The sequence below is a fragment of the Salipiger sp. H15 genome (assembly GCF_040409955.1).
GTDB lineage: Bacteria > Pseudomonadota > Alphaproteobacteria > Rhodobacterales > Rhodobacteraceae > Salipiger.
The window spans coordinates 2,351,466-2,376,285 of sequence record NZ_CP123384.1 but is presented as its reverse complement, the minus strand read 5'-3'; the positions used below and the strand labels follow the sequence as shown (position 1 = coordinate 2,376,285).

The following is a 24,820-nucleotide window of genomic DNA, read 5'->3' as shown; positions in this document are numbered from 1 at the left end:
CGGTTGATCCCGGTCAACGCGGGCGAGGCCCCTCCGGAAACCGGGGGACCTGCGCGGAGGTGGGACGCGGCTCTTGCCGGTCGTGTGCCTGGGGGGTCGCTCGCTGCCGCGGACGGGTGCGCGGGGCCGGCAAAGCCGCCGTGGCACCGCAGAAGGCGCGGAGGTCAGTCCGCGCGGCGGCTTGGCGGGGGCACTCTCGCGCCAAGCCGTGCCGCCAAACGCAAGACGGCGCCCGAGGGGGCGCCGTCTGCAACTCCGGTCAGGGAGTCGGAAAAGCTCAGGAGGCTTCCTTGATGAACTTCACCGCATCGCCGAAGGTCTGGATGGTCTCGGCTGCGTCATCGGGGATCTCGATGCCGAACTCTTCTTCGAAGGCCATGACCAGTTCGACGGTGTCGAGGCTGTCCGCGCCGAGGTCGTCGATGAAGGAGGCGCTCTCGGTCACCTTGTCTTCTTCAACACCCAGGTGCTCAACCACGATCTTGCGCACGCGATCAGGGATATCGCTCATTCTTCTGTCCTCACAATGTGTCTGGGTCTCGCGACCCGTCTTTGCCCTCGCCCCAGCGGGGTGGCTGCTCAATCCGCCCGGAACCGGGCAACGTAACCCCGGAAGACCCGGGAACGGGACCGACGCGCAACAGGGCACGAGCCGGACCCGAGTTCCTGCGCGCCTATAGCATAAGCACGCAGGATGGCAAACGCTTTCCGCCGAGCCCTAGGGCCCGTGGTCAGAGCATTGCCATACCGCCGTTCACATGCAGCGTCGCGCCTGTGACATAAGCAGCTTCTTGACTGGAAAGATAGAGTACCGCAGCGGCAATTTCTTCCGCCGTGCCCATGCGGCCCGCGGGGATCTGCGCCATGATACCGGCTTTCTGGTCGTCGTTCAGCTTGTCGGTCATCGCAGTCTCGATGAAGCCCGGGGCCACGGCATTCGCGGTGATCCCGCGCGAGGCGACCTCGTAGGCCAGAGACTTGGTCATGCCGACAAGACCGGCCTTCGCGGCGGCGTAGTTGCCCTGCCCCGGGTTGCCGGTGGCGCCGACGATGGACGAGATGTTGATGATGCGGCCCCAGCGCGCCTTCATCATGCCGCGCAGCACGCCTTTGCAGAGCTTGAAGTTGGCGGTGAGGTTCACGTCGATCACCGACTGCCACTCGTCATCCGACATGCGCATGAAGAGGTTGTCGCGGGTGATCCCGGCGTTGTTGACGAGGATGTCGACCGCGCCCATCGCGTCCGCCGCCTGCTTCGGCAGCGCCGCCACGGCCTCGGGGTCGGAAAGGTTGCAGGGCAGCACGAAGACGCGCTCGCCCAGTTCCGCGGCCAGTTCCTGCAGCGGTGCCTCGCGGGTGCCCGAAAGCCCCACCGTCGCGCCCGCCCCGTGCAGCGCCTTGGCGATGGCGCCGCCGATGCCGCCAGATGCGCCGGTGATCAGCGCGCATTTTCCCGTCAGATCGAACATTAGGCCCGTGCCCCTCTGCTTTGCCGTAAATCGTTCCGGGCGATATGGCATCCCTGCCGCCATCGGGCAAGAGCCAGCACCCGCAGCCCCGCCGCGCGGCCCGCTGGGCGGCGCGCCCGGCGCGTGCTATTTCCGCCTGCATGATCCCCTTGGCGCCGCCCCGATCCCCGATCATCACCTGCCATCTGACACGTGGCGCCCCGCGGATGCTGTCCGGCACCGGGGCCGAGATCCTGCCCTACTGGAGCTTCACCAAGACCGCCCTCGCGATCTGCGCGCTGAAGCTGGTCGAGGCCGGGCGGCTGGAGCTCGACGCGCCCTTGAAGGATGCGCCTTACAGCCTGCGCCAGCTGCTCGAACACAGCGCCGGACTGCCGGACTACGGCACCCTGCCCGCCTACCACGCGGCGGTTGCGGCGGACGAGGAGCCCTGGTCCCGCGCCCATCTCCGCGAGGCGACGCTCGCCCAGGGGATGCGCTTCGCGCCGGGGACGGGCTGGTGCTATTCCAACCTCGGCTACATGCAGGTGGGCGAGCTCATCGAGGAGGCTTCGGGCCAGCCGCTTGCCACGCATCTGCGCGAGGCGCTCACCGCGCCGCTCGGGCTTTCGAGCGTCAGGCTCGCCACCCGCCGCGAGGATTTCGCGCCCATCCCCTGGCCGGGCGCGCGCAGCTATCACCCGGGCTGGGTCTACCACGGCTGCCTCACCGGCACCGCACCCGACGCGGCGCGGCTGCTCGACGCGCTCTTCCGCGGCACGCTGCTCGCACCACCGACGTTGGCGCGGATGCTGGAACGCCAGCCGCTCGGCGGCGCTATCGAGGGCCGCCCCTGGACCGACTGCGGCTACGCGCTCGGGCTGATGAGCGCGCGAGTCGGGGGCTCGGGCCGTGCGATCGGCCATTCCGGCGGAGGCCCCTTCTGCGTGAACGCGGTCTACCACTTCCCCGACCTTGGCTCCGGCGTCACCGTGGCGAGCTTTGCACCCGGCCCCGACGTCGGCATTCCCGAGGCGGCGGCGGTGGCGCATGCCGTGGACTGACGCCGTCAGGCCCCTGTTTCTTCAGGGCAAAAGTCCCCCCGGAGCGCGCGGGGCGCTGACCCTCCAGGCCTGAAAATCCCGAACGGGTTTACCTGATAAAATAACTCAACATATTGATTCCGCGAGGTTTTTTCGCGCCACCCCCTTGCGGCCACAGCGCCGCGGCGCTAAGGAGGGTTCAAGACAGCGAGCCAGCCCAGACGCCAGCCAGCCATCCACCTCCCACCCTCCGCAGCATGACGCACCCGGCCCCCTTGGTCGCCCGGCGTTGACGCAAGTTGCAGGGTCTTCCTCCCGCACATCCCCCTCCGCGAGCGCCGTGCCGCGACCCCGCTTTGAGCGCCCGTGCCAGACGGACAGCGCGCGCGGGGAAATGCGGATTCGGGAACCGAGGCCGGAGAGTCCCGCAACAATTGTTGTCGAGCGGCACCGGCCGCAGAGCCTCGCGCAGTCCTCCGGAACAGAATTTCACCGTGCATGATCAAGGTCCTGCGGGTGACGTGGCTCGAATCCTCACGCCAAAGACAGGGTATGCGAATCGGCAACCTGAGAAACGCTCCCTTGGCATGGATGGCGCCTCCGAAGGGTGCCTGCTTGTCTTCCGGAGTCAGCGCACTGCACCGGAAGCTGCATGGCAATCGCTGCGCCGAGATCGAATGACTTGCACCGCGAGATGGAAGCGCCAGCCCCGCCCATGGGTGTCCTCCTGAAGCCCAGACAACGAAGCCTGAGCCGTCCTTTCTGCCGTGATCCCACGGACGGGCACCTCGCAAGGTTCCGCCAGTTGCCCCTCTGGGAAGGGCCGGTCAACTCCGATGCATTACTGTCCGTTGACGGCGCCGTCGAATTTCCAGCGGAAGGCGACATTGCCCGACATCGCATCGGTGACGCCCATGTCTTCCGAAAAGCTCGACAACGTGTGGCGGAACTTGTCGAGGTTGTCCTGCATCGCCTGGCGGGCGGCGACGAGATGGTCGAAGCTGTCCCATTCACCGACACCAAAGTATCCGCCGTCGGTCGACTTCACGAGGGACATCCTCCGCAGGCCATCGAATTCCCGCTTGAGACTTTTGTAGAGCGCCTCGAATTCCTCTTCCATGCCTGGCTTGGGCTTGAACTTGACCACTGTCATTGCGCGCATTTTCCCCTCCTCGAGTTGAACGCAAGACTGCTGCGATCCATAGTACCATCAAGAATGGCAGACGCCCACTTGGCAATGATGGGCAGGACCGACCTGCGGGAAACGCGGCGCCAATCCGGGCGGAGATCGGCCCCTCGCTACGCTGGCTCGGAAAGGAAGCGGTGCGCGGAAGTGGACGGGCCTCGTCAAGAGGGCCCCAAATAGACTGTAGCCCGAGTTTGCACCGGAATTCGAGCGGCATTCTTTGAATTCCGCTCAGCAGGTTGGCGCGATATCAGGACGTCACGTCAAATTCACATATGTGCGCCCAACGTCGGAAATATGATTCGAGATTCACCCATTCTCGAAAACGGAACATACGAATTGGTCCATTTGGGGATTTCGGATATATGACCGATCGCCAGCTGGACAAATTGCCGCCTGGGAGGTCACACTCAGCAAGTACAAGTGTTGCGTTTTGGTGCTTCCGAGTCGCGTTTATGAAGATATTAGGTGCCTTGTTCGCCTTTTGGGCAGCTGCCTGTTCATCGGTTTGTGCAGGAGAAGAACCCGGGGAGGCGATCAGGCTTCTGCTTTTCGACGCGGAGACCCGTTCGAAATTTGCCGGTTGCCTCAACTGCAATCAAGAAGATGCTGACTCCATTTGCAATGAACGCGGGCCATATGGCTCCCGCTATGGCTCAGATAGCATTTGGTACGGACATGGTCGCTTTGGCTCGGACAGCCTATTGGACAGCCCATGGAATTTGGATGGCGAAGGCCTGGTCATTATGGACCAGAACGGGCAACTCTACGGAAACTTCACCAGGAACAGAAGGGCCTCTGGCGGACAGTCTACCCTCGCGATGGTTCAATATATCCTGAGGTTATATCCCCGCTATGTTGAGCTGTCGGATGTCCGGGACCTCGTGTGCGAGCGATGATGCCAAGCTGACGTCGAAAACTGACGCGGTCGGGAGTTGATGGCACGCATCGCTTCCGGTGGTCGAGGGTGCAGCGAACGGCTTATCTCTCTCTCCCACTCGCGCCCGATCCCTCGACCGGCTCAGCTCTGCCGCAGCCGGCTTTCGGCCAGCAAACCTTCCTCGTCGAGGATCGGATGCGCCACCGATACGGTATGGGCATTGATCCGCTTCAGGTCCCGCAGCAGGTCGAGATGCAGGGACGACGTCTCGCGACTGATGGCGTGACCCTCGCGCAGGCGGATCAGGTGGCGCTGCGCGGACTGGCGCTCGAGGTTGCGGATCTCGACCTTCAGCTCGACGAGCCGCCGCGCCTGGTCCCGGTCGCCGGTCATGAAGACGGTCTGTGCCAGCTTCAGCGTCTCGAGGCTCATCAGGAAGAGCCGGTCGAGCTCATCATAGCCCTCGTCCGAGAAGCGTAGGCGCAACCCGGTCTTCTTGCGCACTTCCGGAGACAGGCCCTTGTCGATGATGTCGCCGATATGTTCGAGGTTGATGACGTAATCGAGGATCGTGATCGACCGACGACGATCCTCCTCGCTCGCCTCCTGCCCGAGGCGCGACAGGTAGGTCTTCACCTCCTGCTGCCGCCGATCCACGCGCGCCTCCAGTTCCGCAACCTCCGCCAGGGGGGCGGGATCGTCGAGGCGGAAGGCGGCGCGGGTCTGGATCAGCATCCGCTCGACGGCATCGCTGATCGCCAGCGCCTCGCGGCTGGCCCCGGTGAGCGCGACAGCCGGCGTGTTCAGCGCCGCCTCGTCGAGCCAGCGGGGGGCCAGTTCGGGCGTGTCCTCGGCGGGCTCCGGAATGACCCGGGTCATCAGGGTGGCGATGAGGCCCGACGCGGGCCAGATCGCCGCGGCGAGCACCAGGTTGAAGACGAGATGCGCCTCGACCGCCAGGCCGCTGCCGGCCGGGACGCGCTGAAGCAGCGTCGCGAAGGGGGCCGCGAAGGGCAGCACGCACAGGCAGCCGATGGCGCGCACGCAGAGGTTTCCGGCCGTCACCCGTCGCGCCTCGGCCCCCATGCCGGAGGTTGCGAGCACGGCCGGCACTGCGCCGCCGAGGTTCGCGCCCAGCACCAGCACAACCGTCAGCGCCGGCGGCAGGGCGAGCGACGCGATCAGCAGGACGGCGGCGAGCGACGACGAGCAGAGCACGGTCAGGCCGGCGGCAAAGAGCAGGGCCACGGGCCATGCCTTGTCCAGCATGGCGAGGAACGCCGCGACCTCCGGAGCCTCGCGAAGCGGGGTCGTGGCATGGCTCAGCAGGGTCAGGGACAAGAGCATCATGCCGACCCCGACCAGCGCGCGGCCGCTGCCCGAGGCTGCGGCCTCCTTGCGGCGGAGCAGGATGTAGCCGGCAAGAAGCAGCGCAGGCGCCGCCGCCTCGATCCCCGTGGTCACGAACCAGGCGGTCAGCGCGGTGCCGATGTTGGCACCAAGCAGCGCGATCTGCGCCATGCGGGTCCGGATCATCCCCCGCTCGACAAAGCCCGCCGCCATCAGCGCGGTCGCGGTGGAGGATTGAAGCCCGAGCGTCGTCAGCAACCCGGCAAGAAAGGCGCGCAGCCCGGTCCTGGTGCCGAGGCCGAGCACCACCTGAAGCCTCAGCCCGAGCGCCTGGGTGACGCCCTCCCGAATGAGGCCGAGCCCGTAGAGCAAGAGCGCAACCGCCCCGCCGATCTGGGCCGCGATCAAGACCGAATTCATCGTCACCTCCTGCCTGATGCCGGTTTCGAGGATGCCAGGCCAGCATCGCATGGGTCGGGCCTCGAATGCTACCGGGGTCGCATCACCCAAAGTCGACAGGCGATGCCAAGGGCCGCGGAAGCCTACGAAGTGATCAAGGACATCCGCGGGAGGTGTGACGGGTCTGCGGAGGGAGCGCACGCTCGGAGGGTCGGCGCAGCGCAGGAAGCGGACGGCAGAATAGCTGACCAAAGCTGCAGCCATGCACCGACAGCTGCCTGTCACCCCGCGCCCTACCACTTTGGAGTTTACGCGCGACGCGAATATGTGATCCCTGACAGACAGTTGGAAAGGACGAAGGCTTGATATGAAACTCAACGTGCGCTTGAGAACTTGTCCGGTCTGGCGCTTTCAGGGAGTATTCCCCAGGGTATTGTCGACGAAGGCAGAATTTTTTCCTTTGGCACCTTCGAGAACGAAGACAGCTTGCACGGCCGTGTTAAGGACGTTCTCCAAGGACTAAAGCATCAAGTAGGCCAGCCATTTGATACTCATGCGTGGGCATTCACCTACGACCTGTCGACAGAGAAGCAAGACGGAGTGAAACGCCCTCTAAGTTTCTTGGCTGTCGTCCAGCCCCGGGCAGACCAATCGATACTCGTTTGGGAGTTCCTCGCAGGGCCCAAAGCGCCGCGACTGATAAACAGGATTTCTTTCTGCCACACCGAAGCCGGCGCGACTGGTCATGTCATTGGCGCCCGGACGAAAAGTGACGCTGAAGAATGCTTTGCGAGATCGGTATATCCATTGGCCATCGCGATCCTAAATACACGCGGCTGCAGCATCAGCTTTCGGAGCCGCCCATGAGCGTGTTTTGTCTGATGGGCGCCGAATTTGGGTACGATCTGCGCTGATCAACGTCCGTGCTGAAGGGGACATCGTATTTGTAGAGCGGCGCAAGGATTATCGTGACAGAAACCCAAGCGGTCACAACGCCCGCTTGTTAAGCTGATGACTCGGGATTGGCACCGCTGCTGCGGGATCGGATCGTCGAGGCGTAAAGTTTGGGTCGCGTTCCTTTCAGGGCTGTAGCCCACTACGCTGCGTTTTCGCTCTGTCCGGCAAACAGGCGCTGACCCTCGCGCTTCGCTGCGCTAGGCTCGACCGACCTCTTGCGGGCGCCCCTGAACAAGCTGGCGTGCCTGGCGCGGCATGTGGCTCGGCGCAAGATTAGCAGCCGCCCATCACTGGGGCGGCTGCATCTTGAAGAAAAAGTCAGAGGGAACAGCAATCCTCTGATCGCCACCCCAGCGGTTACAGAACCGCCCTGGCAATGCGGAGCATCTGGAGGAGCTCGTATTCCGAGTCCTTCAGCTGCACCAGCTGGCCGTTCAGCACGGCGTAATTGTCACCGGCACCGAGCTGCGGCAAACGGTAGAGATTGATCATTTCATCCTGCGTGAGCGCTGCCGTGGGCGCGATCCGCACACCGTCGGTCAGGTCTCCGACCTGTGCCAGCTCGTTCACCAAGAGGAGCGACCTGTAATCGTCCTGGTCGAGCAGCACCGGCATGCCATCGATCAACCCATACCGCTGGCCACGCGGCGCGGGGTCGAGGCCGAAGAGGGTCGCGATCTGGTCCGACTGAAGCAGGAGAAGCTCGGGGTCCGGATCGCGACCGTAATCGGAACCGAGCCAGTCATTGCGATGCTCGAGCCAGAGCTCGTCATATCCGTCCTGGTCGTAGGACGTCCACTCGTCGTAGGTCACCCCGTTCTTCGCCAGACCGGGCGGCACGCATGGGGGGTCCTTCTTGGCGAGACCCGGCGGGCAATTGCTGTAGGCAATGAGCTCATCTTCGGGAATGTCCGCCACCAGCAGGTGCGGGGTCGCCAGGGCGAGCGCGGTTGCCCCCACCAGGGGCATCATGTCGCGACCTGCGGGAGCCGGTGTCGAAACGATGCGGCGCACGATGTCTTCTCGCTCTGTCGCAGTGAAGGCGTGTCGGCCCCGGGCACCGTTGCCTTTCGCTCCCAGCTGCGGCCCCCCTGCATGTTCGGGCTTGCCGTTGCCAGCTTGCGCATTGCCCTTCCCGGGTTTGGCATGTCCGTTTCCTGCCTGGCCGTTGCCGTGACCGGAATTGCCCTTTCCAGCCTTGCCATGGCCCTTCTTGAGCAGCTTCCTGGCATTGCCACCGTGACCATTGCCATTGCCGTTACCCTTGGCGAGCCAGACTTGCTCGGCGCCCCCCACGCCCGTGACATCGGCCGTGGTGTGGATCGGGGCAGCAGAGAGGGATGTCGAAGACAAGGCGAGCGCCAAGGCGCTGCCGATAAGAAAACTCTTCATGTCAAACGCCTTTCCATTTGGACGCTCAACGCGGCAATTCCGCGCTGCGTTCCGCCCGGCATCGGCAAGACCGGAAGTTTAACATCCAATCCGAGCACCATGGACCCTTTGTCGCGATGCCTGTCAGCGAGCGGCAACGCATGGGTGGCGAGCAAGGTCAGAAGCCGCTTGGGGGTGAACGGCGAAGGTCATCATGGGGCGGAGGCTTCGTAAGTCCCTTCGACAGCTCAGGGCTGGAAGTTGGCGACGAGACACGGTGCGCCTCGGCAGGCGGCCCAATCAAACGGCCCTTCGAAACGAGGGGCCGTTGCGCGCGATCGCGCATCACTTGCCGGTCCTTTGCCGTGCCTTCCAGGTCAGGATATCTTCAATACGGCTCTCTGCTTCGGCGCCGCAGACGATTTCCAAGCGGAGCGCAGCCTCCATGGCGGCGGCATATTGATTGAAGCTTCGCGCAAGCATCTCCGCATGGATCGCCGCGGAGATCTCAGTTGCCTTCACGAACACGATGCGCCCACTCAGCATTCACACCCACCCAGTTCCCCATCTCCGGACCTGACGAGCCGGAATGGCGGTCACACACCACTTCCCGGCACCTGACGCCGGGGGACACCATCAACCAATCTTCGAAAACGCCGGAGCGCAGGATGGAGGACCAGGGCACCAACCCACCGGCCGCCCAGTCCACTCCCTCGCCCCTGGACCCCGCTAGCTCGCCACGAGGTCGCGGAGGATCTTCTTGGCAAGTTGCGACGAGACCTTGTTCGTCAACATCACGGAAGGGATATGGCGCAGCGAAGGCCTGCGATTGGGACTGCGCAAGGCCCCCACCAGAAACTCGTAAATCTCATTCGCGTGGTCACGATTGCGCGCCACGAGGAGTTCTCCCTCCGCGATCCATCGCCAATAGGCCGAGTCCGGCCAAATGATTTTGGTCGGCGCAATCTTGCGGCATTTCGAGCATTCCAGCATGCCGCGATGATTGAAGAGATATCCATCCCCGGGCTCCTTGGGATCGTATCGGAAGGACGGTGTGTCGCTGGAAGGCTGCTCCCAGGGGAATTCCTTCGGGAAGAGCTCCTCGACCGCAAGCCGCCCCCACATATGCGCCCGCCTGGAAGTCGAGCCGAACTTTCGGACACGGACAAACCTGAAGGGTTCGTGAAACTGCGCCAGACCACCACACTCCGGACACACGATTTCTAGTGGGTGCATTTTCATCGACAATCCTCTCCCGAACACCTTCCTTAACAATTCGTTAAGTTACGTTGGGGCCGACAGACGCTGCACCGATGGATGATGTCAACTAATTGATTTACAAATGCTATTTCTACTATATGTAGATCGCGCGTGAACAAAATATGTCCCAAATGGGGCATCTAAGGTCACAGCGAAGGAATGACACGGACTCACGCCGCAACCAGCGACATGAAGCGCTGCCCTATGGCGCCCGTGTATCCGACATCTGCCGATTTTATTCGTCACGGAACCCAGAGATTTCGTACGTACAAGCGGTCGTCGCGATCATCTCATTCTATGTCATAGATTATAACGACCGACGTGCTGATCTGCCCAATTCTTGACGCGGTTGGGCCCTCATACCGCCCTTATATATTCCCCGATCCAATTCACGCGATCGCACGGACCGGGATAAAATTTTCCGTCAATCGATCTATTGAAGAGCACCCAGACCCTCGAATTCGTCTCTTCGAGACACCGCGCCCCGCCAGATTCGGCTCCAGCCACACCCGCCATCGTGTCCGATTCGCCGTCCCTTGCCGCAAGCTGAAGGCCCTCCTTGGGATGAGCCGCTGCAAGATAAAGGCCAAAAATTGGCTCGACAGTTATAGTCCTCTGCTCAGGACGAAGGAGTGCCCGCCACAGAGCCGGGCAATTGAGAATAGTTACGCGATCTGGTCTTGTATTGCCGAACGCTAGCCGCGCCCCAGTCATCTCTTCCCGCCAAGCGCCTTGACCCAGCGCGACCAGGCCAAGGTGCCGCCCGAAACCAGACCTCAGATGACCACCGCCGCGGCAACCAAGGCGGCGCTGACGTCAAGGCTAAGGAACCCGCTGGCCTTCCCAACGGCGCGACTGGTCACGGTGGCTGGTGCGATGCAATGCGTCCTGGCGAAGGCATCAATCTTCGAATGGAGGTGTTCTCCGGTCATGCCATCATGCAGGGATTTTGACCAACTCCCCTTGGCGTCCGCACGTATAGATTAGCCCTGTTCAGGGTTTCGTATTCTTTCGACCGTTCGTGATACTCCCACAGGGGGAGCCAGGCGAGGCTCGTGAGGGGTCGGTGATGGTTGCCACCTCAAAACGAGAACACTTCGGGGGAGCAGGTCACCCCCTACGCGGCGTCCTTCCATTTGACCGGGGTCACGTAGACGATGCGATCGTCGGCGCTGACCATGACGTCGCCGTCCTGGATGTTGACCTGCAGTTTCATCGTGCGGCTCGCGAGCTCTGCCAGATCACGGGTCGCCTCTTCCGAGATGTTCATGACCTGGAGATTGTCGAACCGGGTCGTGCTGCCCTTGATCTTGTCCCACCAGACTTCGGCGGGCCTGCCGCCGTAGGAGTAGACGACGACCTTGCCGGCCTTGCCACAGGACTGACGCACGACCTTGTCGCTCGGAAGCCCCAACGCCACCCACAGGTCCAGCTCGCCGCTCAGGCTCTTTTGCCAGATGTCGGGCTCGTCATCCGTCGAGAGGCCCTTGGTGAGTTCCAGTTGCTCATCGGCATTCAGCGCAAAGGCCAGCAGGCGCACCATCAGCCTCTCGTCCGTCTCCGAGGGATGCTTGGCGACGGTCAGCTTGTGGGTCTCGTAGTAGTGACGATCCATGTCGGAGACGGAAAGCTCGACTTTGTAGATGGTGGATTTTTGCGCCATGACAGGTCCCTCACTCGCGAAGATGGCGCTGCCTAATCGGTCTTCCGAACTTATGAAAGCAGATTGGACGAGATCTTCGAACAAAAGGCGGGCAAACGGGTGCCGCCCTCCCCGGCGGCCCATTGCAGAGGGAAGAAGGGTCAGCGCTTGATGCGCATCGCCGCGATACGGGCTGAGCTTGGCCTGTTTGCCCGGCGGATCAGGAGCACCAGACCGCCAAAGACCACGAAAATGATCCCGAGGCCCGGCAGGGCGTAGCGCGGCACGAAGTAAGCGGCCACGGCTAGCGCGACCAGGGACACGAAGAAGGCTAGTACGACGGCAAGGTCGAGCAATTTCATGAATGGGTCTTTCAAGTCAGAGAGCCAGCGCCGGAAGCGCAGAACCCCACCGGTAGCGAAGATCGACCGCGACCGCGAGACATGGGCTTGGCTTTCGGCGCAGGACTGCCGATCTGGGACCGCTGACTACAAGGTCGGACCTGACCAGACCGCGATCGAAACCGTCAGAGAACGCATCGGCGTGATGCGCGGCGCCAAGCGTCTCGTGCCTCATGGACGGCGCTACACCGCCGCCGTGCAGCTGGCCGAGGCGGGCTGCAGCGACGCGCTAGTTCAGGCCGTGACCGGCAACAGAGCGCTCGCCATGGTTCAGAAATATTGGGCCCGAGCCGATCAGAAACGGCAGTCGAAGCGCGCCCAGCAGGTGCGGGATTCCTGAGGGGGAGACCGGAAGAAGCACAGAACTAGGAAGTGCGAAACAAATTACGAAACTCTGCTCAGCGCCTCGCTGAACGAGGCCCGGAAATCGCGATATTTTCTCTTGATATCAAAGTGGTGCGGGTGAAGGGACTTGAACCCCCACGCCTTGCGGCGCCAGAACCTAAATCTGGTGCGTCTACCAATTTCGCCACACCCGCACGCGGGCGCGCAAGGCACCCGGATCGGCCGGATCTCTAACAAAGTGCCCGGGGCGAGGCGAGAGGAAAAATCGTCGCCGAGAAAAGCCGCGACATTAATCCCCCGGTGACGTAAGGTCGCATAAAACGAGGCAGTGACACAGCAGGACGGCGCCCATGGAACCGAAAACGGTCCGGCGCGACGACGGGATGCTTCCCGCGCGCCATCTCGAGTCTCTCGGCGGGCACCCCGCCCCTCTCAATGCGCTTGTCGCCGGAACCACGGTGCTCACGCTCGACGGCGCCCTGCCGGTCGAGGTCCTCTCGCCCGGCGATCGGGTGATCACCCGCGATTGCGGCGCCGTGGCGGTCACCGCGCTCCAGCGCTTCACCCGGACCGTGCCGCTGGTGGCGATCCGCGCCGGCTGCATGGGGAACTCCCGCCCCGAGGGCGACCTGCTGCTGCCCGAACGGCAGGAAATCCTGCTGCGCGGCTGGCGGGCCAGCGCGCTCTTCGGCGCGCGCCGCGCGCTGGTTCCGCTCAGCCGGATCATCGACGGGCATTTCGTCAGCCGGGTCGGGCCGCGCCTCGTGCCGCTCGTGGCGCTCTGCTTCGAGGCGCCGCACATTCTCTATGCCGACGGGCTCGAACTGGCCTCAGCGACCCCGCGCGAGGCCGGCAGGCGCTAGGCGCCGAGCCCGCGCAGCACCGCCGGAAGCGCCTCGGGCAGGTCTTCGGCGATGAGCCCCGGGCCGACATGGCGCGCGGCCTCGACATGTACGAAGGCCGCGGTCTCGGCCGCGTGCATCGGCGCCGCGCCGCGCGCCATGAGGCCGCAAAGGATCCCCGCCAGCACATCGCCGGCCCCAGCCGTCGCGAGCCAAGGCGCGGCGCGCGCGTAGGCCGCGCCATGAACCGAGGTTTCGCCATCCGGGGCCGCGATCACCGTGTCCGGCCCCTTCAGCAGCACCGTGCACCCCGCGCGGGACGCCGCCGCCCGCACCGCATCGACGCGGGAGAAGGCGGGCCCTTGCTGCGCCGGCTCGGCAAGCGCCCTCGCGAGGTCCGGGAAGAGCCGCGCGAACTCGCCATCATGCGGCGTGAGCACGCAGCCGTCGTGCAGCGCGCCGAAGAGCATTTCGGGAGATACCGAAAAGGCGCTCAGCGCGTCGGCGTCCAGCACCGTCGGCCGCCGGGCCGCCAGCGCCACGGGCACCAGATCCCGCGCCCGGTCGAGCCCGAGCCCCGGCCCGAGGCAGAGTGCGTTGAGCCGCGCGTCCGCGAGCAGCTCCGCGAGATCCGCCGCCGTCTCCACCCGGCGCATCATCAGGGCGGTGATCTGCGCCGCCACCTCCATCTGCGCCGCGCCCGGCACGCCGAGCGTCACCAGCCCCGCGCCGATCCGCAGCGCCGCCCGCGCCGCCAGCCGCGCGGCGCCGGTCCGCCCGAATCCGCCGCTCAGGACCAGCGCATGGCCATGGCCGAACTTGTGCCCGCCACGCTTGGCGAGCGGCACACCCGGCGCCTCGACCAGCCGGACGGCCCCGGGGTCCGGCGCGGCGGAAAGCCCGATGTCCGCGACCTCGAGCGTACCGCAGAGTTCCGGCCCCTCGGCAAGGTAGTGCCCGAGTTTCGGCGCGTGGAAGCTGACCGTCAGGTCGGCGCGGAAAGCAGGTGCCTGCCCGCCCGCGACGATCCTCCGCCCCGAGTCGGCGCAGAGCCCCGAGGGCAGATCGACCGCCACGCGGTACCAGCCTGCGTAGTCCGGCGCCTCGAAGCGGGCCAGCACCTGCGCCACTTCGGGCCCCAGCCCACGCGTCAGCCCGGTGCCGAAGAGCGCGTCGACCAGCACGCCCTCGCCGTCCGCCAGCCGCGGCGCCGCCTCGAAGGGCAGCTGCCCGACCGTTCCGAGCCCGCACCAGCGGTCGTGATTGAGCCGCGCATCGGGCGGCAGGCGGCCGGGATCGCCCAGCAGGAAGGCCTCGACCTCCCAGCCGAGCCCGTGCAGCAGACGCGCGACGACGAAGCCGTCACCGCCGTTGTTGCCCGGCCCGCAGAGCACGATGGCACGCCGCGCCGAGGCCCCGGACCGCCCCCACTTCTGGACCAGCGCCGAGACGACTCCCTGCCCGGCCCGCTCCATGAGTTCGGCGCCGCTGACCGAGCCGCCCGCCATGGCCGCCTGCTCGGCCGCGCGCATCTGCGCCGCGGTCAGGAGCCGGGTCATGCGGCGGAGTTCCGCGATTCAATTCTGCCCATTTCGCGTGCTACCTGCATACAAAATAACCACATGCCAAAAATCGCCTCATATTTCCCCGCCAGGAAACCCTATCCGATTGTCGTCGCCGATGAGAAGTGGTCTGGCAGGGTCCGACACGGGAACACGAGGAGACAGGGCCATGAAGAAGGTCGAGGCGATCATCAAGCCGTTCAAGCTGGACGAGGTGAAGGAAGCTCTGCAGGACGCAGGCATTCAGGGCCTTTCCGTGCTCGAAGTGAAAGGCTTCGGTCGCCAGAAAGGCCACACCGAGCTCTACCGGGGCGCGGAGTATGTGGTTGATTTTCTTCCGAAGGTGAAGATCGAAGTCGTCCTTGACGACGACCAGGTCGACGCCGCGATCGAGGCGATCATCTCTGCCGCCAAGACCGACAAGATCGGCGACGGCAAGATCTTCGTCAGCCCCATCGAGCAGGCCATCCGTATCCGCACCGGCGAATCCGGCTCCGACGCGCTCTGAGCCAAACCGCCCTGCGCCGCCCTCGCCGCGCGCCGTGATGGCGCTTGGCCGGGGCAAAGACCAGAACACACCGGACCCAAGTACAGAAAGGGAAGAAGGGAATGAGCAAGGACGCAGTTCTCAAGCTTATCAAGGATGAGGACGTCGCTTACGTCGACATCCGCTTCACTGACCCGCGCGGCAAGCTTCAGCACGTGACCGTCATCGCCGACCTGGTCGACGAAGACTTCCTCGACGAAGGCTTCATGTTCGACGGCTCGTCCATTGCCGGCTGGAAGTCGATCGAAGCTTCCGACATGAAACTCATGCCCGACACGGAAAGCGTCTACATCGACCCGTTCTACGCCGAGAAGACGCTCTGCATCCATTGCTCGGTGGTGGAGCCCGACACCGGCGAAGCCTATGACCGCGACCCGCGCGGCACCGCCGTCAAGGCCGAAGCGTACCTGAAGTCCTCGGGCATCGGCGACTCGGCCTACTTCGGCCCGGAAGCTGAATTCTTCCTGTTCGACGACGTGAAATACGCGGTCACCCCGCACAAGGTCTCCTACGAGGTCGACGCCGACCACGCAGCGTGGAACACCGACGCCGAGTTCGAGATGGGCAACCTGGGCCACCGTCCGACCTACAAGGGCGGCTACTTCCCGGTGAACCCGATGGACGACGGCCAGGACATCCGGTCCGAGATGCTCTCGACCATGAAGCGCCTCGGCATGAAGGTCGACAAGCACCACCACGAAGTTGCGACCTCGCAGCACGAGCTGGGCCTGATCTTCGGCACGCTGACCAAGCAGGCCGACGAGCTGCAGAAGTACAAGTACGTCATCCACAACGTCGCACAGGCCTACGGCCGCTCGGCAACCTTCATGCCGAAGCCGATCAAGGGCGACAACGGCTCGGGCATGCACGTGAACATGTCGATCTGGAAGGACGGCAAGCCGCTCTTCGCAGGTGACAAGTACGCGGACCTGTCGCAGGAAGCGCTGTACTTCATCGGCGGCATCCTGAAGCACGCCAAGGCGCTGAACGCCTTCACCAACCCGGCGACCAACTCGTACAAGCGTCTGGTTCCGGGCTACGAAGCGCCCGTCCTGCGCGCCTACTCGGCACGCAACCGCTCTGGCTGCGTCCGTATTCCGTGGACCGAATCGCCGAAGGCAAAGCGTGTGGAAGCCCGCTTCCCCGACCCCTCGGCAAACCCCTACCTGTGCTTCGCTGCGCTCCTGATGGCCGGCCTCGACGGCATCAAGAACAAGATCGATCCGGGCGAAGCCATGGACAAGAACCTCTACGACCTTCCGCCGGAAGAGCTCGCAGAGATCCCGACCGTTTGCGGTTCGCTGCGTGAAGCGCTTACCGAGCTGCAGGCCGACATGGACTTCCTGCTGGCCGGCGACGTGTTCACCAAGTCGCAGATCGAAGGCTACATCGCTCTGAAGATGGAAGAGCTCGAAGCCTACGAAATGACGCCGCACCCGGTCGAATTCGCGATGTACTACAGCTGCTGATCCCGCTTCGCGGACAGCACGGAAAGGCGCCCTCCGGGGCGCCTTTTTCATGCCGGAATTCCGCCCTTCATTTTCCAGAATGCCCCCTGACCTTGGACGCCGAGAGAATTTTTATCTCACGCGACACAGAGGAATTTCAGCATGAACAGGAATTTCGCCGGACGCCCTCGGAAGGGGTCGCGGCAGGCGCAGGCGCAGCACCTGTCCGCTGCGGCACGGGACGACCTGCCGGCCGAAACACCCCCCGAGAACCGCGAACGGCGCCGGCGGACGCAGCGGCTCGTCCTGCTGGGGCTCAGCATCGTCACGCTGTTCTCGCTGGCCGGAATGATCATCACCCGCGCCATGGAAATCGCCTCGCTCTGAGACCTGTCCGGTCGCTGCGTCATGTGGCGAACTCCCGCCTTGCGACACGGCGTCCCCGCGCTCTCCCTTTCCGCCCCGCGGGCCGCGCACTACCTTGCTGCGTCAAATAGGTTTGTTCGGAGTCACACGATGCGTCGCACCTTCACGAAATTCCTCGCAGCAGCCGCGCTGTCCCTGTCGGCCGGGGCCGCCGTCGCCGCCAGCTGCGGCAACACGGCCTCCGGCTTCGACGCCTGGAAGCGCGAGTTCGCCGCCGAGGCCCAGCGGGCCGGCGTGGGCCAGAGGGGGATCGACGCGCTGATGAGCGCGCCCTACTCGAGCTACACGATCAAGGTGGACCGCAGCCAGAAGGGCGTGAAGTACCCGCTCGACGAGTTCATCCGGATCCGCCTCGGGTCGGTCGACGGCTTTGCCGCGCAGGCCCGCAAGCGGCGCGACCAGAACCCGCAGTTCTTCAACGCCATCGAGCAGCGCTACGGCGTGCCCGCCGGGATCCTGCTGGCGATCCACGGCATGGAGACCGGCTTCGGCCGCACCATGGGCAACGTGCCGGTGATCTCGTCGATCAGCACCGTGGCCTATGACTGCCGCCGCTCGTCCTTCTTTGCCCCGCACGCGATCGCCGCGCTGAAGATGGTCGATCTCGGCATGCTCTCGCCCGGCCAGCAGGGCGCGGCCCATGGCGAGCTTGGCCACACCCAGTTCCTGCCCGGCAACGCGCTGCGCTACGGGGTCGACGGCAACGGCGACGGGCGGGTCGATTTCTACAACCAGTTCGACGCGCTGGCCTCGACCGCGAACTACCTGCGGCAGATGGGCTGGCAGCCCGGCCAGCCCTTCGGCGAGGGCACCGCGAACTTCCGCGTGCTGAACGAATGGAACGCCGCCACCGTCTACCAGCAGGCCATCGCGCTGGTGGCCCAGAAAGTCGGATAAGCGATATTCATGCAACCCGGGGTGGTCGATCTTTATTGAAGATCGCCCGCTCCGGGGCCCGTTTGCGACAAAGTTCCTCCTCAATTGACGCGCAAAAACAACGTCAAAGATGTTTCGGAAGGAATCTGAGCATGACGGGCAAAGCCCCCTACGCGGCCCTCTACCTGCCCGATGCCGCGACGCCGGACCTTGTCGAGCTGCTGAAGACCGCCGGCAAGACGCTGCTTGCCCATGACAACCACTCCGGCCGCCCGCTGCTGGTCTCGCGCCGGCGCCATGCGCTGATGGGCGACCGCATGGGGCTCTGCCTCACCCATTTCGACGGACGGCGCGGCACGCCGCGGATCGTGCTGCGGGTCCTGAGCCGCGAGGGCGGCCTTGCCAGCGGCCCGCGCGCCATCGCCCTGCTGCTCGAGGCGGTGAGGCGGCTCTCGCCGCTCTGCGCCGCGACCGAGATCGAGTGGCTCTCGCCCCGCACGCGCCTTGCCCCCGAGACCCTGCCCGACCAGCTGACCCGCCCGCCGCGCAAGCGGCTCGCCCCGATCGACGCCGAGGCCGAGGCGCTGCTTGCCGCGGGCATCCGCGACGCCATGGCCGCGACCCTCTCGCTGCCCGAGCGCCGCGTGCCGCAGACGCTGCCCGTCGTGCAGCCCGATCCCGCGCAGAAACGCCTCGCGCAGGCGGGCTGGGCGATGACCGCGCTGGCCGCGATGATCTCCTTTCCCGTCGCGCTGGTGCTCGCGCTGGTGGGGCTGCGGCGCGGCATGGATTTCCGCCTTGCCACGCAGGTCCTGACCCTCACCGTGCTCGGCGCCTCGCTGCGCAACGCCGGGCTGCTGCACCTGCCGCTCTAGGGCGTGTCGGGCCCGCGCTCGATGACATAGGTGTGGATCGAGAAGACCACGGCCTGGGTCTCGGGCAGGCGCGTCAGGCACTGCCGCTCCGAGCGCAGGTAGGGCGCGGTCGCCGGGTTCGCGCGGTCGGAATTGCTCAGCCGCGGCCCCGGCTGGAACAGCGCGGGATTGTCGTGGTAGAGCCGGTTCACCCGCATCAGCGGACGCCCCACCTGCACCCCGTCGAAGAGCCGCTGCACGCGCCGCCCGATGTTGTCGTCATATTCGGGGATCGGCACGTGGATGATGCTGAGCGGGCGCGAGACCTTGTCGGCCAGCCGCCAGCCCGAGGGAAAGCAGAGCACCGCCCCGGTCAGCACGTGCTCGTCGCCGCGCTTCTGCAAAAGGCACAGGTCCTCCTGCACCAGCACCCCGAGCGTGCCCATGGGATCGCTGCGGTCGAGCGTCACCACCACGCCATCCGGCCGGGTCACCTGCTCGCCCACGCGCGCGTAGCTGGCCGGCAGATGCGCCAGCACCACGTCGAGGAGTTCCCGCGCCGCCGGCATCGCCTCGAGCTCGATCGCCAGCACCGCCTCGCGCCGGGTGGCCAGCAGGCGCTCGCGCTCGGCCATCTGCTCGGCATAGGCATCGTCGACCTTCAGCCAGTCCGCCGGGTCGAGCGGCGCAATTCCCGGCAGGGGTTTCATCTGGGACAGGTCGTAGGGAATCCGCGCCTGCAGGATCATCGTCGTCACTCTCCGTTCTCGGCCTGCCAAAGGGGCAGCTTCTCGCGCAGCACGCAGACCGATCGCTGCGGCGCGTAGCGCGGCAGCCCGTCCAGGGCCACCCAGCGAAGGTCGTGTGATTCCTCGTTTCCGAGCAAGGGGTTCTCTGGGTCACCCTCGAAGAGAAAGCGCAGATCGTAGTGAAAATGTGCAGGCGCCTCGCCGCGTGCGGGGATGCGGTGGATGTCGATGTCGAAAAGCGCCTCCGACAGCAGCCTCACGTGCAGCCCGGTCTCCTCGGCGATCTCCCGCGCCGCCACCGCCGCCACGTCGGGATTGCCGTCGCAATGCCCGCCCGGCTGCAGCCAGCGGTCCAGCTTGGCGTGGTGGATGAGCAGCGTGCGCCGCCTGCAGGGCGAGACGACGAAGCCCGAGCCGGTGACGTGATCCTCGCGCGGATCGCGCCCGTAGGGCTCCGGCACCCGCGCCAGCAGCGCCCCGAGCGCGGCCCAGTTCTCATGATCCCGCGCGTCGCGCAGCGCCATCTGCCATGGCAGCTCGCTCATGCCCTCTCCCCCCGTGCAAAGGCCGGAAGCGATGCTCCCGGCCCTTTCATCTTTCCACAAATACTCATCTCCCCGCTCTCCACCGGCTCAGGGATCGATGTCGCGCCCCAGCGCCTTCTCCAGCGCCGGCACGAAATCCTGGGTATAAAGCGTTCCGGCGAGCGGGCCGACATGCTTGAAGAGCACGGTTCCGTCGCCGCCGAGGATGAAGGTCTCGGGCGGGCCGGTGACGCCCCACTCGATCGCCGCGCGGCCCTGCGGGTCGTAGGGCACGGCAAGGAAGGGCGAGCCGTCCTCGGCAAGGTAGCCCGAGGCCGCGCCCGCCTTGTCCTTGTAGTTCACCCCGACGATGCGCACGCCCTGCTCCTGCAGGTGCAGCAGCACCGGGTGCTCGGCGCGGCAGGGCGGGCACCAGCTCGCCCAGAAGTTCACCACCGTCACCTCGCCGGTGCGCAGGTCGGCGTCGGAGGCCGCGGGGTAGCCCTCGAGCGTCTCGTCCGGCAGCGCCGGGGCGGGCTTGCCGATGAAGGTCGAGGGCAGCGTGTTGGGATCGCCGCGCTGCATGCCGAAATAGGCCATCACCGCGAAGGCGGCGAAGACCAGCGGCGGGATCACCATCAGCGGCGAGACCTTAGCCATTGCGCTTCACCCTTTCCTCGACCTTTTCCAGCTCGGCCCGGATGCGCCGGGCACGGGCGATGCTGAGCCCCACCAGCGCGACGATCAGCGCAAGGCTCACCGCGTAGGAGGCCAGCACGGCGAAGGCGTATTTCCCCAGATCGGGCATCATGTCCGGCCCTCCCGTGCCAGCAGCGCGCGCGTGCGGCGGGCGCGGATCTCGGTCTGGGTGCGCAGGAAGACCAGCGCCACGAAGAGCAGCACGAAGCCCGCGATGCAGACCAGAAGCGGATACCAGAAGACGTCGGCGACGTTCTCTTCCTTGTCGAGCGACAGCGACGCGCCCTGGTGCAGCCCCTGGTTCCAGAACAGCACCGCGTAACGCGACAGCAGCGCGAAGACCGAGCCGACGAGGCAGAGGATCGAGGTGAGATCGGCCGCCGTGTCATCATTCTCGATCGCCGACCAGAGCGCCATGTAACCGAGGTAGAAGAGGAACAGGATCAGGAACGAGGTCAGCCGCGGGTCCCAGGCCCACCAGGTGCCCCACATCGGCTGGCCCCAGAGCGCGCCGGTCGCCAGAGCGATCACCGTGAAGGTCGCGCCGACGGGGGCGGCGGCACGGGCGGCCAGCGCCGAGACGTGGTGGCGGCGGACGATCCAGATCAGCGAGGCGACCAGCATCATGATCCAGGCGTTGATCGCCATCAGCGCCGAGGGCACGTGCAGGTAGATGATCTTGACCGTGGCCCCCTGCCGGTAGTCGTCGGGGGTGAAGAAATACCCCCAGACAAGCCCTGTCACGAGGCAAAGCACCGCCGCGACCGAGACCCATGGCAGGATGCGGTCGGTGGTGCGGATGAACTTCACCGGATTGGCGTATTCCCAGATCGACATGCGGCTCCCCTAGCCCAGCTCGCGGCTCTTTACACTTCAAATAATCGGCAGGAGCAATCTCTGCCCCGCCATCGCGCTCAGCGCAGGTTGATGCGCAGCACCGCCGCGCTGGCGAAGGGCAGCAGCGCCAGCGTGCCGAAGCTGATCCCCGCCAGCATCAAGAGTGGCGTCTGCACCGCCAGCCCCTCGGCGCCGCGCCGCGCCACCTCGGCGCCGAAGATCAGCGTCGGCACGTAGAGCGGCAGCACGAGGATCGAAAGCAGCAGCCCGCCGCGCTTCAGCCCCACGGTCAGCGCCGCGCCGAAGGTGCCGATGACCGACAGCGCCGGCGTGCCGAGCGCCAGCGAGACCAGCACCCAGAGATAGCCCGAGGGCGGCAGGCTCAGCAGCACGCCAAGCGCCGGCGCGGCCAGCACCAGCGGCAGGCCGGTGGTGATCCAGTGCGCCAGCGCCTTGATCGTGACGATCCCCTCCATCGGCAGCGGCGCGGTGGCCAAGAGGTCGAGCGAGCCGTCCTCCCAGTCGAGCGCGAAAATCCGGTCGAGCGACAGCAGGCACGCGAGCAGCGCGCCGATCCACAGCACGCCGGGTGCGATGCGGCTCAGCAGGCCGGTCTCGGGCCCGACGCCGAAGGGGATGAGCACGGTGACGATGAGGAAGAAGGCAAGCCCGAGGCCGAAGCCCCCACCCGCGCGAACTGCGAGCCGCAAGTCCCTGAAAAGAAGCGCGATCACAGGAAGGCCTCATCCTCTAGCGAGACCCGTGGCGCGGCCTTGAACGGGGTCACGTCGAGCACCTCGGCCTCATCGAGGCCAAGGTCGATGTGGGTCGCCAGCAGCGCCGAGCCACCCGCCGCGAGGTGCCCGCGCACCGCCTCGGCAAAGCGCGCGACCGAGGCCGCATCCAGCGAGACCGTGGGCTCGTCCAGCACCCAGACCGGGCGGCCGGTGACCATCAGCCGGGCAAGGCCCAGCCTCCGCTTCTGCCCGGCCGAGAGCGTGCCGGCGGGCCGATCCTCGAGCCCGCGCAGATCGAAGGCGTCGAGCGCCGGCTCGATGTCGGATTGCGCGAAGACCTGCGCCCAGAAGCGCAGGTTCTCGGTCACCGTCAGCATGGATTTCAGCCCGTCGGAATGGGCGGCATAGGCAATGCGCTCGCCCGCGCCGTCGATTTCTCCGCCAAAGGCCGGTTGCAGCCCGGCGATGGTGCGCAGCAGCGTGGTCTTGCCCGAACCGTTCGGCCCGCGCAGCACGAGCGCGCGTCCGGGGGCGAGCGTGAAGCTCAGCCCCTCCAGCACCGGCACTCCTCCCCGGGCCACGGCCAGATCGCGAACAGTAAGGGTCATGGGCTGGTTCATGCCATCGGCTTACCCCAGCCGGAAGGTCCGGGGAAGCGCGAAAGCCGCGCCGCGACAAGCTGTTGCAGGGATATGGCTGGTCCGGCTCAGGGCCTTCGGCCGCGGGCCGGACTGGCTGGGGTCGTCCCGGCGCGCCGGATCAGACCGGCATCGCCGCCAGGGCAACCCGGCGCCCCTCGCCCAGCAGCACGTTGTAGGTGCGGCAGGCCGAGGGAGAGTTCATCACCTCGACACCCACGCCGGCTTCTTCGAGCCGCGAGGTGAGCGTTTTCGGCAGCAGTGCGATGTCGCCGCCCGTGCCGACGAACAGCACGTCGATCTTGCCCGCGAGCGCGACCAGCGTCTCTTCGTCCGAGAGGCCCGCCCAGGGGCGCATGCCCTCGGGCGAGATGCAGACGCCGCCGTCCACGGGCCGTCCGCCGACGCGGAAGAAGCCCGGGCCGTAGCCCTCGACGGGCATGGCATCGCTGAAGTTGATTTCGTTCATCCGCATGGTTCTTCCCCTGGTCCCATACAGGCGGCCCGGACCGGGCCGCGTTCCATACGACGGCGCGAACCCAAGCCGCAGAGCGCCCCCAAAACGCCGTGCCTCACATGGCTTCGCTGCGCGGCAGCATAGGCCACCCCGAGGAAAAATCAAAAGCTATTTGACCCGCGTACCAAATGCCCGCCGCCCGACGGGGGCGACAGGGGTCTGCAGAGGGCGTTCAGGCTAACGTCGAACTGCGAAAGCAGTAAAGCCCTAGACCAAAGTCTAGGGCTCTGCTGTGAACGTAGCGTAAAAATCCGGCACGTCCCCCGCGGGACGCGGCAGAAACCGGGGCCGGGAGCCCGGCCCCGCCCCGCGTCAGACGCTGCTGCCGTTCTTCCGGGCCTCGACCTCGGCCTCGGGCTTGGACCAGTCGCGCTTGACGCCCAGCCAGAGCAGGATCGACGAGGCGACGAAGACCGAGGAGTAGGTGCCGACGAAGACACCCCAGATCATCGCGAAGACGAAGCCGCGGATCACGTCCCCACCAAGCGCGAAGAGCGCGAAGAGCGCGAGCAGCGTGGTGAAGGAGGTCATGAAGGTCCGGCTGAGCGTCTCGTTGATCGAGAGGTTCAGCACCTCCTTCAGGTCCGTCTTCTTGTACTTGATCAGGTTCTCGCGCACCCGGTCGAAGACCACCACGGTATCGTTGAGCGAGTAGCCGACGATGGTCAGCAGCGCCGCGATGGTGGTCAGGTCGAACTTCATCTGCAGCTCGGAGAAGACGCCGATCGTCAGGATCACGTCATGCACCAGCGCCAGCACCGCGCCGACGGCGAACTGCCACTCGAAGCGCAGCCAGATGTAGATCAGCACCGCGGCGATCGACAGGACCACGGCCTCGACCGCGGTCCAGATCAGCTCGCCCGAGACCTTGGGCCCCACCGATTCCACCGAGACGAACTCGATGTCCGGCGAGACGCCCTGCAGCGCCGCCTCGACCGCGCTGATGGTTTCGGGGGTGACCGCCTCGGCCTCGTCCTGCGCCTGGATGCGCACCATGGCGACGTTCTGGTCCGGCCCGAAGGCCGGGTCGAACACCTCGGAGATGACCACATCGCCCAGCCCCAGCGCGCCGAGCGCGTCGCGGTAGGCGCCCACGTCCACCGGCTCGGCGCTCTGCGTGCGGATCGTGGTGCCGCCGCGGAAGTCGATGCCGTAGTTCAGGCCGCGGATGCCGAAGCTCGCCATGGCGAGCACCAGCATGAGCCCGGAGATGCCCAGCCACAGCTTCCAGCGCTTGAAGAAGTCGAAGCTGGTGTTGTCGGGAATGACTCGAAGACGCATG

At 65.7% G+C, this 24,820-nt stretch carries 27 protein-coding genes and 1 tRNA gene; 8 read left to right on the top strand and 20 right to left on the bottom strand.

Features of this window, described 5'->3' with window-relative positions:
- Positions 1-277: 277 nt before the first annotated feature.
- The gene (locus PVT71_RS11540; RefSeq protein WP_007800270.1) at positions 278-511 is read right to left on the bottom strand and encodes an acyl carrier protein; all 234 of its coding nucleotides are present in this window, start codon (positions 509-511) and stop codon (positions 278-280) included.
- Positions 512-731: 220 nt separating this feature from the next.
- Positions 732-1,469: a 3-oxoacyl-[acyl-carrier-protein] reductase gene (gene fabG / locus PVT71_RS11535; protein ID WP_353471930.1), complete on the bottom strand. Its 738-nt coding sequence runs from the start codon at positions 1,467-1,469 to the stop codon at positions 732-734.
- 206 nt (positions 1,470-1,675) lie between these two features.
- On the opposite strand from fabG, the gene PVT71_RS11530 reads away from it, so the two are divergent.
- On the top strand, positions 1,676-2,512 hold the full coding sequence (locus PVT71_RS11530) for a serine hydrolase domain-containing protein (RefSeq protein ID WP_353471929.1): 837 nt from the start codon (positions 1,676-1,678) through the stop codon (positions 2,510-2,512).
- Between the two features lie 820 nt (positions 2,513-3,332).
- Here the strand turns inward: PVT71_RS11530 and PVT71_RS11525 are convergent.
- The 7 genes from PVT71_RS11525 to PVT71_RS11495 form a co-directional block, all read right to left on the bottom strand.
- Positions 3,333-3,653 (bottom strand): antibiotic biosynthesis monooxygenase, encoded by a 321-nt coding sequence (locus tag PVT71_RS11525; protein ID WP_353471927.1) that lies wholly within the window; start codon positions 3,651-3,653, stop codon positions 3,333-3,335.
- Positions 3,654-4,698: 1,045 nt separating this feature from the next.
- Complete coding sequence (locus tag PVT71_RS11520; RefSeq protein ID WP_353471926.1) at positions 4,699-6,327, bottom strand: Na/Pi cotransporter family protein; 1,629 nt, start codon at positions 6,325-6,327, stop codon at positions 4,699-4,701.
- A gap of 1,293 nt (positions 6,328-7,620) precedes the next feature.
- The gene (locus PVT71_RS11515; RefSeq protein WP_353471925.1) at positions 7,621-8,655 is read right to left on the bottom strand and encodes a hypothetical protein; all 1,035 of its coding nucleotides are present in this window, start codon (positions 8,653-8,655) and stop codon (positions 7,621-7,623) included.
- 324 nt (positions 8,656-8,979) lie between these two features.
- On the bottom strand, positions 8,980-9,180 hold the full coding sequence (locus PVT71_RS11510) for a hypothetical protein (RefSeq protein WP_353471924.1): 201 nt from the start codon (positions 9,178-9,180) through the stop codon (positions 8,980-8,982).
- A gap of 183 nt (positions 9,181-9,363) precedes the next feature.
- Positions 9,364-9,876 carry a hypothetical protein gene (locus PVT71_RS11505; protein WP_353471923.1) on the bottom strand — a complete coding sequence of 171 codons (513 nt, stop codon included), beginning with the start codon at positions 9,874-9,876 and terminating at the stop codon, positions 9,364-9,366.
- A gap of 1,135 nt (positions 9,877-11,011) precedes the next feature.
- Entirely contained in the window at positions 11,012-11,557 is a 546-nt protein-coding gene (locus PVT71_RS11500; protein ID WP_353471922.1) for a YaeQ family protein, read from the bottom strand.
- 140 nt (positions 11,558-11,697) lie between these two features.
- Positions 11,698-11,898, bottom strand: coding sequence for a hypothetical protein (locus tag PVT71_RS11495; RefSeq protein ID WP_353471921.1), 201 nt, complete (start codon positions 11,896-11,898; stop codon positions 11,698-11,700).
- Between PVT71_RS11495 and PVT71_RS11490 the strand changes: the two genes are divergently transcribed.
- Positions 11,897-12,277 carry a tyrosine-type recombinase/integrase gene (locus tag PVT71_RS11490; RefSeq protein WP_353471920.1) on the top strand — a complete coding sequence of 127 codons (381 nt, stop codon included), beginning with the start codon at positions 11,897-11,899 and terminating at the stop codon, positions 12,275-12,277. The genes PVT71_RS11495 and PVT71_RS11490 overlap by 2 nt on opposite strands.
- Before the next feature lie 114 nt (positions 12,278-12,391).
- Here the strand turns inward: PVT71_RS11490 and PVT71_RS11485 are convergent.
- Positions 12,392-12,476, bottom strand: a tRNA-Leu gene (locus tag PVT71_RS11485).
- Between the two features lie 156 nt (positions 12,477-12,632).
- On the opposite strand from PVT71_RS11485, the gene PVT71_RS11480 reads away from it, so the two are divergent.
- Positions 12,633-13,145, top strand: a complete 513-nt coding sequence (locus PVT71_RS11480) for a Hint domain-containing protein (protein ID WP_353471919.1) — start codon at positions 12,633-12,635, stop codon at positions 13,143-13,145.
- Here the strand turns inward: PVT71_RS11480 and PVT71_RS11475 are convergent.
- Complete coding sequence (locus PVT71_RS11475) at positions 13,142-14,683, bottom strand: NAD(P)H-hydrate dehydratase (protein ID WP_353471918.1); 1,542 nt, start codon at positions 14,681-14,683, stop codon at positions 13,142-13,144. The genes PVT71_RS11480 and PVT71_RS11475 overlap by 4 nt on opposite strands.
- A 172-nt stretch (positions 14,684-14,855) precedes the next feature.
- Here PVT71_RS11475 and PVT71_RS11470 point away from each other — a divergent pair, with 172 nt between their 5' ends.
- From PVT71_RS11470 to PVT71_RS11450, 5 genes are all read left to right on the top strand, one after another.
- Positions 14,856-15,194, top strand: coding sequence for a P-II family nitrogen regulator (locus tag PVT71_RS11470; protein WP_108965157.1), 339 nt, complete (start codon positions 14,856-14,858; stop codon positions 15,192-15,194).
- 101 nt (positions 15,195-15,295) lie between these two features.
- Complete coding sequence (gene glnA / locus PVT71_RS11465; protein ID WP_353471917.1) at positions 15,296-16,702, top strand: type I glutamate--ammonia ligase; 1,407 nt, start codon at positions 15,296-15,298, stop codon at positions 16,700-16,702.
- A 141-nt stretch (positions 16,703-16,843) separates the two neighbouring features.
- The gene (locus tag PVT71_RS11460) at positions 16,844-17,068 is read left to right on the top strand and encodes a hypothetical protein (RefSeq protein ID WP_353471916.1); all 225 of its coding nucleotides are present in this window, start codon (positions 16,844-16,846) and stop codon (positions 17,066-17,068) included.
- Positions 17,069-17,197: 129 nt separating this feature from the next.
- Positions 17,198-18,004, top strand: a complete 807-nt coding sequence (locus PVT71_RS11455; protein ID WP_353471915.1) for a lytic murein transglycosylase — start codon at positions 17,198-17,200, stop codon at positions 18,002-18,004.
- Between the two features lie 131 nt (positions 18,005-18,135).
- A complete protein-coding gene (locus tag PVT71_RS11450; protein WP_353471914.1) occupies positions 18,136-18,858 on the top strand; it encodes a hypothetical protein in 723 nt (240 codons plus the stop codon).
- Here PVT71_RS11450 and PVT71_RS11445 read toward each other — a convergent pair.
- From PVT71_RS11445 to secF, 9 genes are all read right to left on the bottom strand, one after another.
- Complete coding sequence (locus PVT71_RS11445) at positions 18,855-19,586, bottom strand: DUF3445 domain-containing protein (protein WP_353473872.1); 732 nt, start codon at positions 19,584-19,586, stop codon at positions 18,855-18,857. The two genes, PVT71_RS11450 and PVT71_RS11445, sit on opposite strands and share 4 nt — an antisense overlap.
- A 5-nt stretch (positions 19,587-19,591) precedes the next feature.
- Positions 19,592-20,131 (bottom strand): NUDIX hydrolase, encoded by a 540-nt coding sequence (locus PVT71_RS11440; RefSeq protein WP_353471913.1) that lies wholly within the window; start codon positions 20,129-20,131, stop codon positions 19,592-19,594.
- An 87-nt stretch (positions 20,132-20,218) separates the two neighbouring features.
- Positions 20,219-20,770, bottom strand: a complete 552-nt coding sequence (locus PVT71_RS11435) for a DsbE family thiol:disulfide interchange protein (protein ID WP_353471912.1) — start codon at positions 20,768-20,770, stop codon at positions 20,219-20,221.
- Entirely contained in the window at positions 20,763-20,921 is a 159-nt protein-coding gene (ccmD, locus tag PVT71_RS11430; protein WP_353471911.1) for a heme exporter protein CcmD, read from the bottom strand. The genes PVT71_RS11435 and ccmD overlap by 8 nt, the downstream gene beginning before the upstream one ends.
- Positions 20,918-21,646 (bottom strand): heme ABC transporter permease, encoded by a 729-nt coding sequence (locus PVT71_RS11425; protein WP_353471910.1) that lies wholly within the window; start codon positions 21,644-21,646, stop codon positions 20,918-20,920. Before PVT71_RS11425 ends, ccmD begins: the two co-directional genes overlap by 4 nt.
- Positions 21,647-21,723: 77 nt before the next feature.
- Positions 21,724-22,380: a heme exporter protein CcmB gene (gene ccmB, locus PVT71_RS11420; protein WP_353471909.1), complete on the bottom strand. Its 657-nt coding sequence runs from the start codon at positions 22,378-22,380 to the stop codon at positions 21,724-21,726.
- Positions 22,377-22,991: a heme ABC exporter ATP-binding protein CcmA gene (gene ccmA, locus PVT71_RS11415; RefSeq protein ID WP_353471908.1), complete on the bottom strand. Its 615-nt coding sequence runs from the start codon at positions 22,989-22,991 to the stop codon at positions 22,377-22,379. The genes ccmB and ccmA overlap by 4 nt, the downstream gene beginning before the upstream one ends.
- A 151-nt stretch (positions 22,992-23,142) precedes the next feature.
- On the bottom strand, positions 23,143-23,496 hold the full coding sequence (locus tag PVT71_RS11410; RefSeq protein WP_353471907.1) for an Mth938-like domain-containing protein: 354 nt from the start codon (positions 23,494-23,496) through the stop codon (positions 23,143-23,145).
- Between the two features lie 354 nt (positions 23,497-23,850).
- Positions 23,851-24,819, bottom strand: a complete 969-nt coding sequence (secF, locus tag PVT71_RS11405) for a protein translocase subunit SecF (RefSeq protein WP_353471906.1) — start codon at positions 24,817-24,819, stop codon at positions 23,851-23,853.
- Position 24,820: the final 1 nt, after the last annotated feature.

What these genes read in the sequence shown, in the direction of transcription:
- PVT71_RS11540 (WP_007800270.1), bottom strand. Translation starts at nt 511, where the DNA reads ATGAGCGATATCCCTGATCGCGTGCGCAAGATCGTGGTTGAGCACCTG.
- fabG (WP_353471930.1), bottom strand. Translation starts at nt 1,469, where the DNA reads ATGTTCGATCTGACGGGAAAATGCGCGCTGATCACCGGCGCATCTGGC.
- PVT71_RS11530 (WP_353471929.1), top strand. Translation starts at nt 1,676, where the DNA reads ATGCTGTCCGGCACCGGGGCCGAGATCCTGCCCTACTGGAGCTTCACC.
- PVT71_RS11525 (WP_353471927.1), bottom strand. Translation starts at nt 3,653, where the DNA reads ATGCGCGCAATGACAGTGGTCAAGTTCAAGCCCAAGCCAGGCATGGAA.
- PVT71_RS11520 (WP_353471926.1), bottom strand. Translation starts at nt 6,327, where the DNA reads ATGAATTCGGTCTTGATCGCGGCCCAGATCGGCGGGGCGGTTGCGCTC.
- PVT71_RS11515 (WP_353471925.1), bottom strand. Translation starts at nt 8,655, where the DNA reads ATGAAGAGTTTTCTTATCGGCAGCGCCTTGGCGCTCGCCTTGTCTTCG.
- PVT71_RS11510 (WP_353471924.1), bottom strand. Translation starts at nt 9,180, where the DNA reads ATGCTGAGTGGGCGCATCGTGTTCGTGAAGGCAACTGAGATCTCCGCG.
- PVT71_RS11505 (WP_353471923.1), bottom strand. Translation starts at nt 9,876, where the DNA reads ATGAAAATGCACCCACTAGAAATCGTGTGTCCGGAGTGTGGTGGTCTG.
- PVT71_RS11500 (WP_353471922.1), bottom strand. Translation starts at nt 11,557, where the DNA reads ATGGCGCAAAAATCCACCATCTACAAAGTCGAGCTTTCCGTCTCCGAC.
- PVT71_RS11490 (WP_353471920.1), top strand. Translation starts at nt 11,897, where the DNA reads ATGAATGGGTCTTTCAAGTCAGAGAGCCAGCGCCGGAAGCGCAGAACC.
- PVT71_RS11495 (WP_353471921.1), bottom strand. Translation starts at nt 11,898, where the DNA reads ATGAAATTGCTCGACCTTGCCGTCGTACTAGCCTTCTTCGTGTCCCTG.
- PVT71_RS11480 (WP_353471919.1), top strand. Translation starts at nt 12,633, where the DNA reads ATGGAACCGAAAACGGTCCGGCGCGACGACGGGATGCTTCCCGCGCGC.
- PVT71_RS11475 (WP_353471918.1), bottom strand. Translation starts at nt 14,683, where the DNA reads ATGACCCGGCTCCTGACCGCGGCGCAGATGCGCGCGGCCGAGCAGGCG.
- PVT71_RS11470 (WP_108965157.1), top strand. Translation starts at nt 14,856, where the DNA reads ATGAAGAAGGTCGAGGCGATCATCAAGCCGTTCAAGCTGGACGAGGTG.
- glnA (WP_353471917.1), top strand. Translation starts at nt 15,296, where the DNA reads ATGAGCAAGGACGCAGTTCTCAAGCTTATCAAGGATGAGGACGTCGCT.
- PVT71_RS11460 (WP_353471916.1), top strand. Translation starts at nt 16,844, where the DNA reads ATGAACAGGAATTTCGCCGGACGCCCTCGGAAGGGGTCGCGGCAGGCG.
- PVT71_RS11455 (WP_353471915.1), top strand. Translation starts at nt 17,198, where the DNA reads ATGCGTCGCACCTTCACGAAATTCCTCGCAGCAGCCGCGCTGTCCCTG.
- PVT71_RS11450 (WP_353471914.1), top strand. Translation starts at nt 18,136, where the DNA reads ATGACGGGCAAAGCCCCCTACGCGGCCCTCTACCTGCCCGATGCCGCG.
- PVT71_RS11445 (WP_353473872.1), bottom strand. Translation starts at nt 19,586, where the DNA reads ATGATCCTGCAGGCGCGGATTCCCTACGACCTGTCCCAGATGAAACCC.
- PVT71_RS11440 (WP_353471913.1), bottom strand. Translation starts at nt 20,131, where the DNA reads ATGAGCGAGCTGCCATGGCAGATGGCGCTGCGCGACGCGCGGGATCAT.
- PVT71_RS11435 (WP_353471912.1), bottom strand. Translation starts at nt 20,770, where the DNA reads ATGGCTAAGGTCTCGCCGCTGATGGTGATCCCGCCGCTGGTCTTCGCC.
- ccmD (WP_353471911.1), bottom strand. Translation starts at nt 20,921, where the DNA reads ATGATGCCCGATCTGGGGAAATACGCCTTCGCCGTGCTGGCCTCCTAC.
- PVT71_RS11425 (WP_353471910.1), bottom strand. Translation starts at nt 21,646, where the DNA reads ATGTCGATCTGGGAATACGCCAATCCGGTGAAGTTCATCCGCACCACC.
- ccmA (WP_353471908.1), bottom strand. Translation starts at nt 22,991, where the DNA reads ATGACCCTTACTGTTCGCGATCTGGCCGTGGCCCGGGGAGGAGTGCCG.
- PVT71_RS11410 (WP_353471907.1), bottom strand. Translation starts at nt 23,496, where the DNA reads ATGCGGATGAACGAAATCAACTTCAGCGATGCCATGCCCGTCGAGGGC.
- secF (WP_353471906.1), bottom strand. Translation starts at nt 24,819, where the DNA reads ATGCGTCTTCGAGTCATTCCCGACAACACCAGCTTCGACTTCTTCAAG.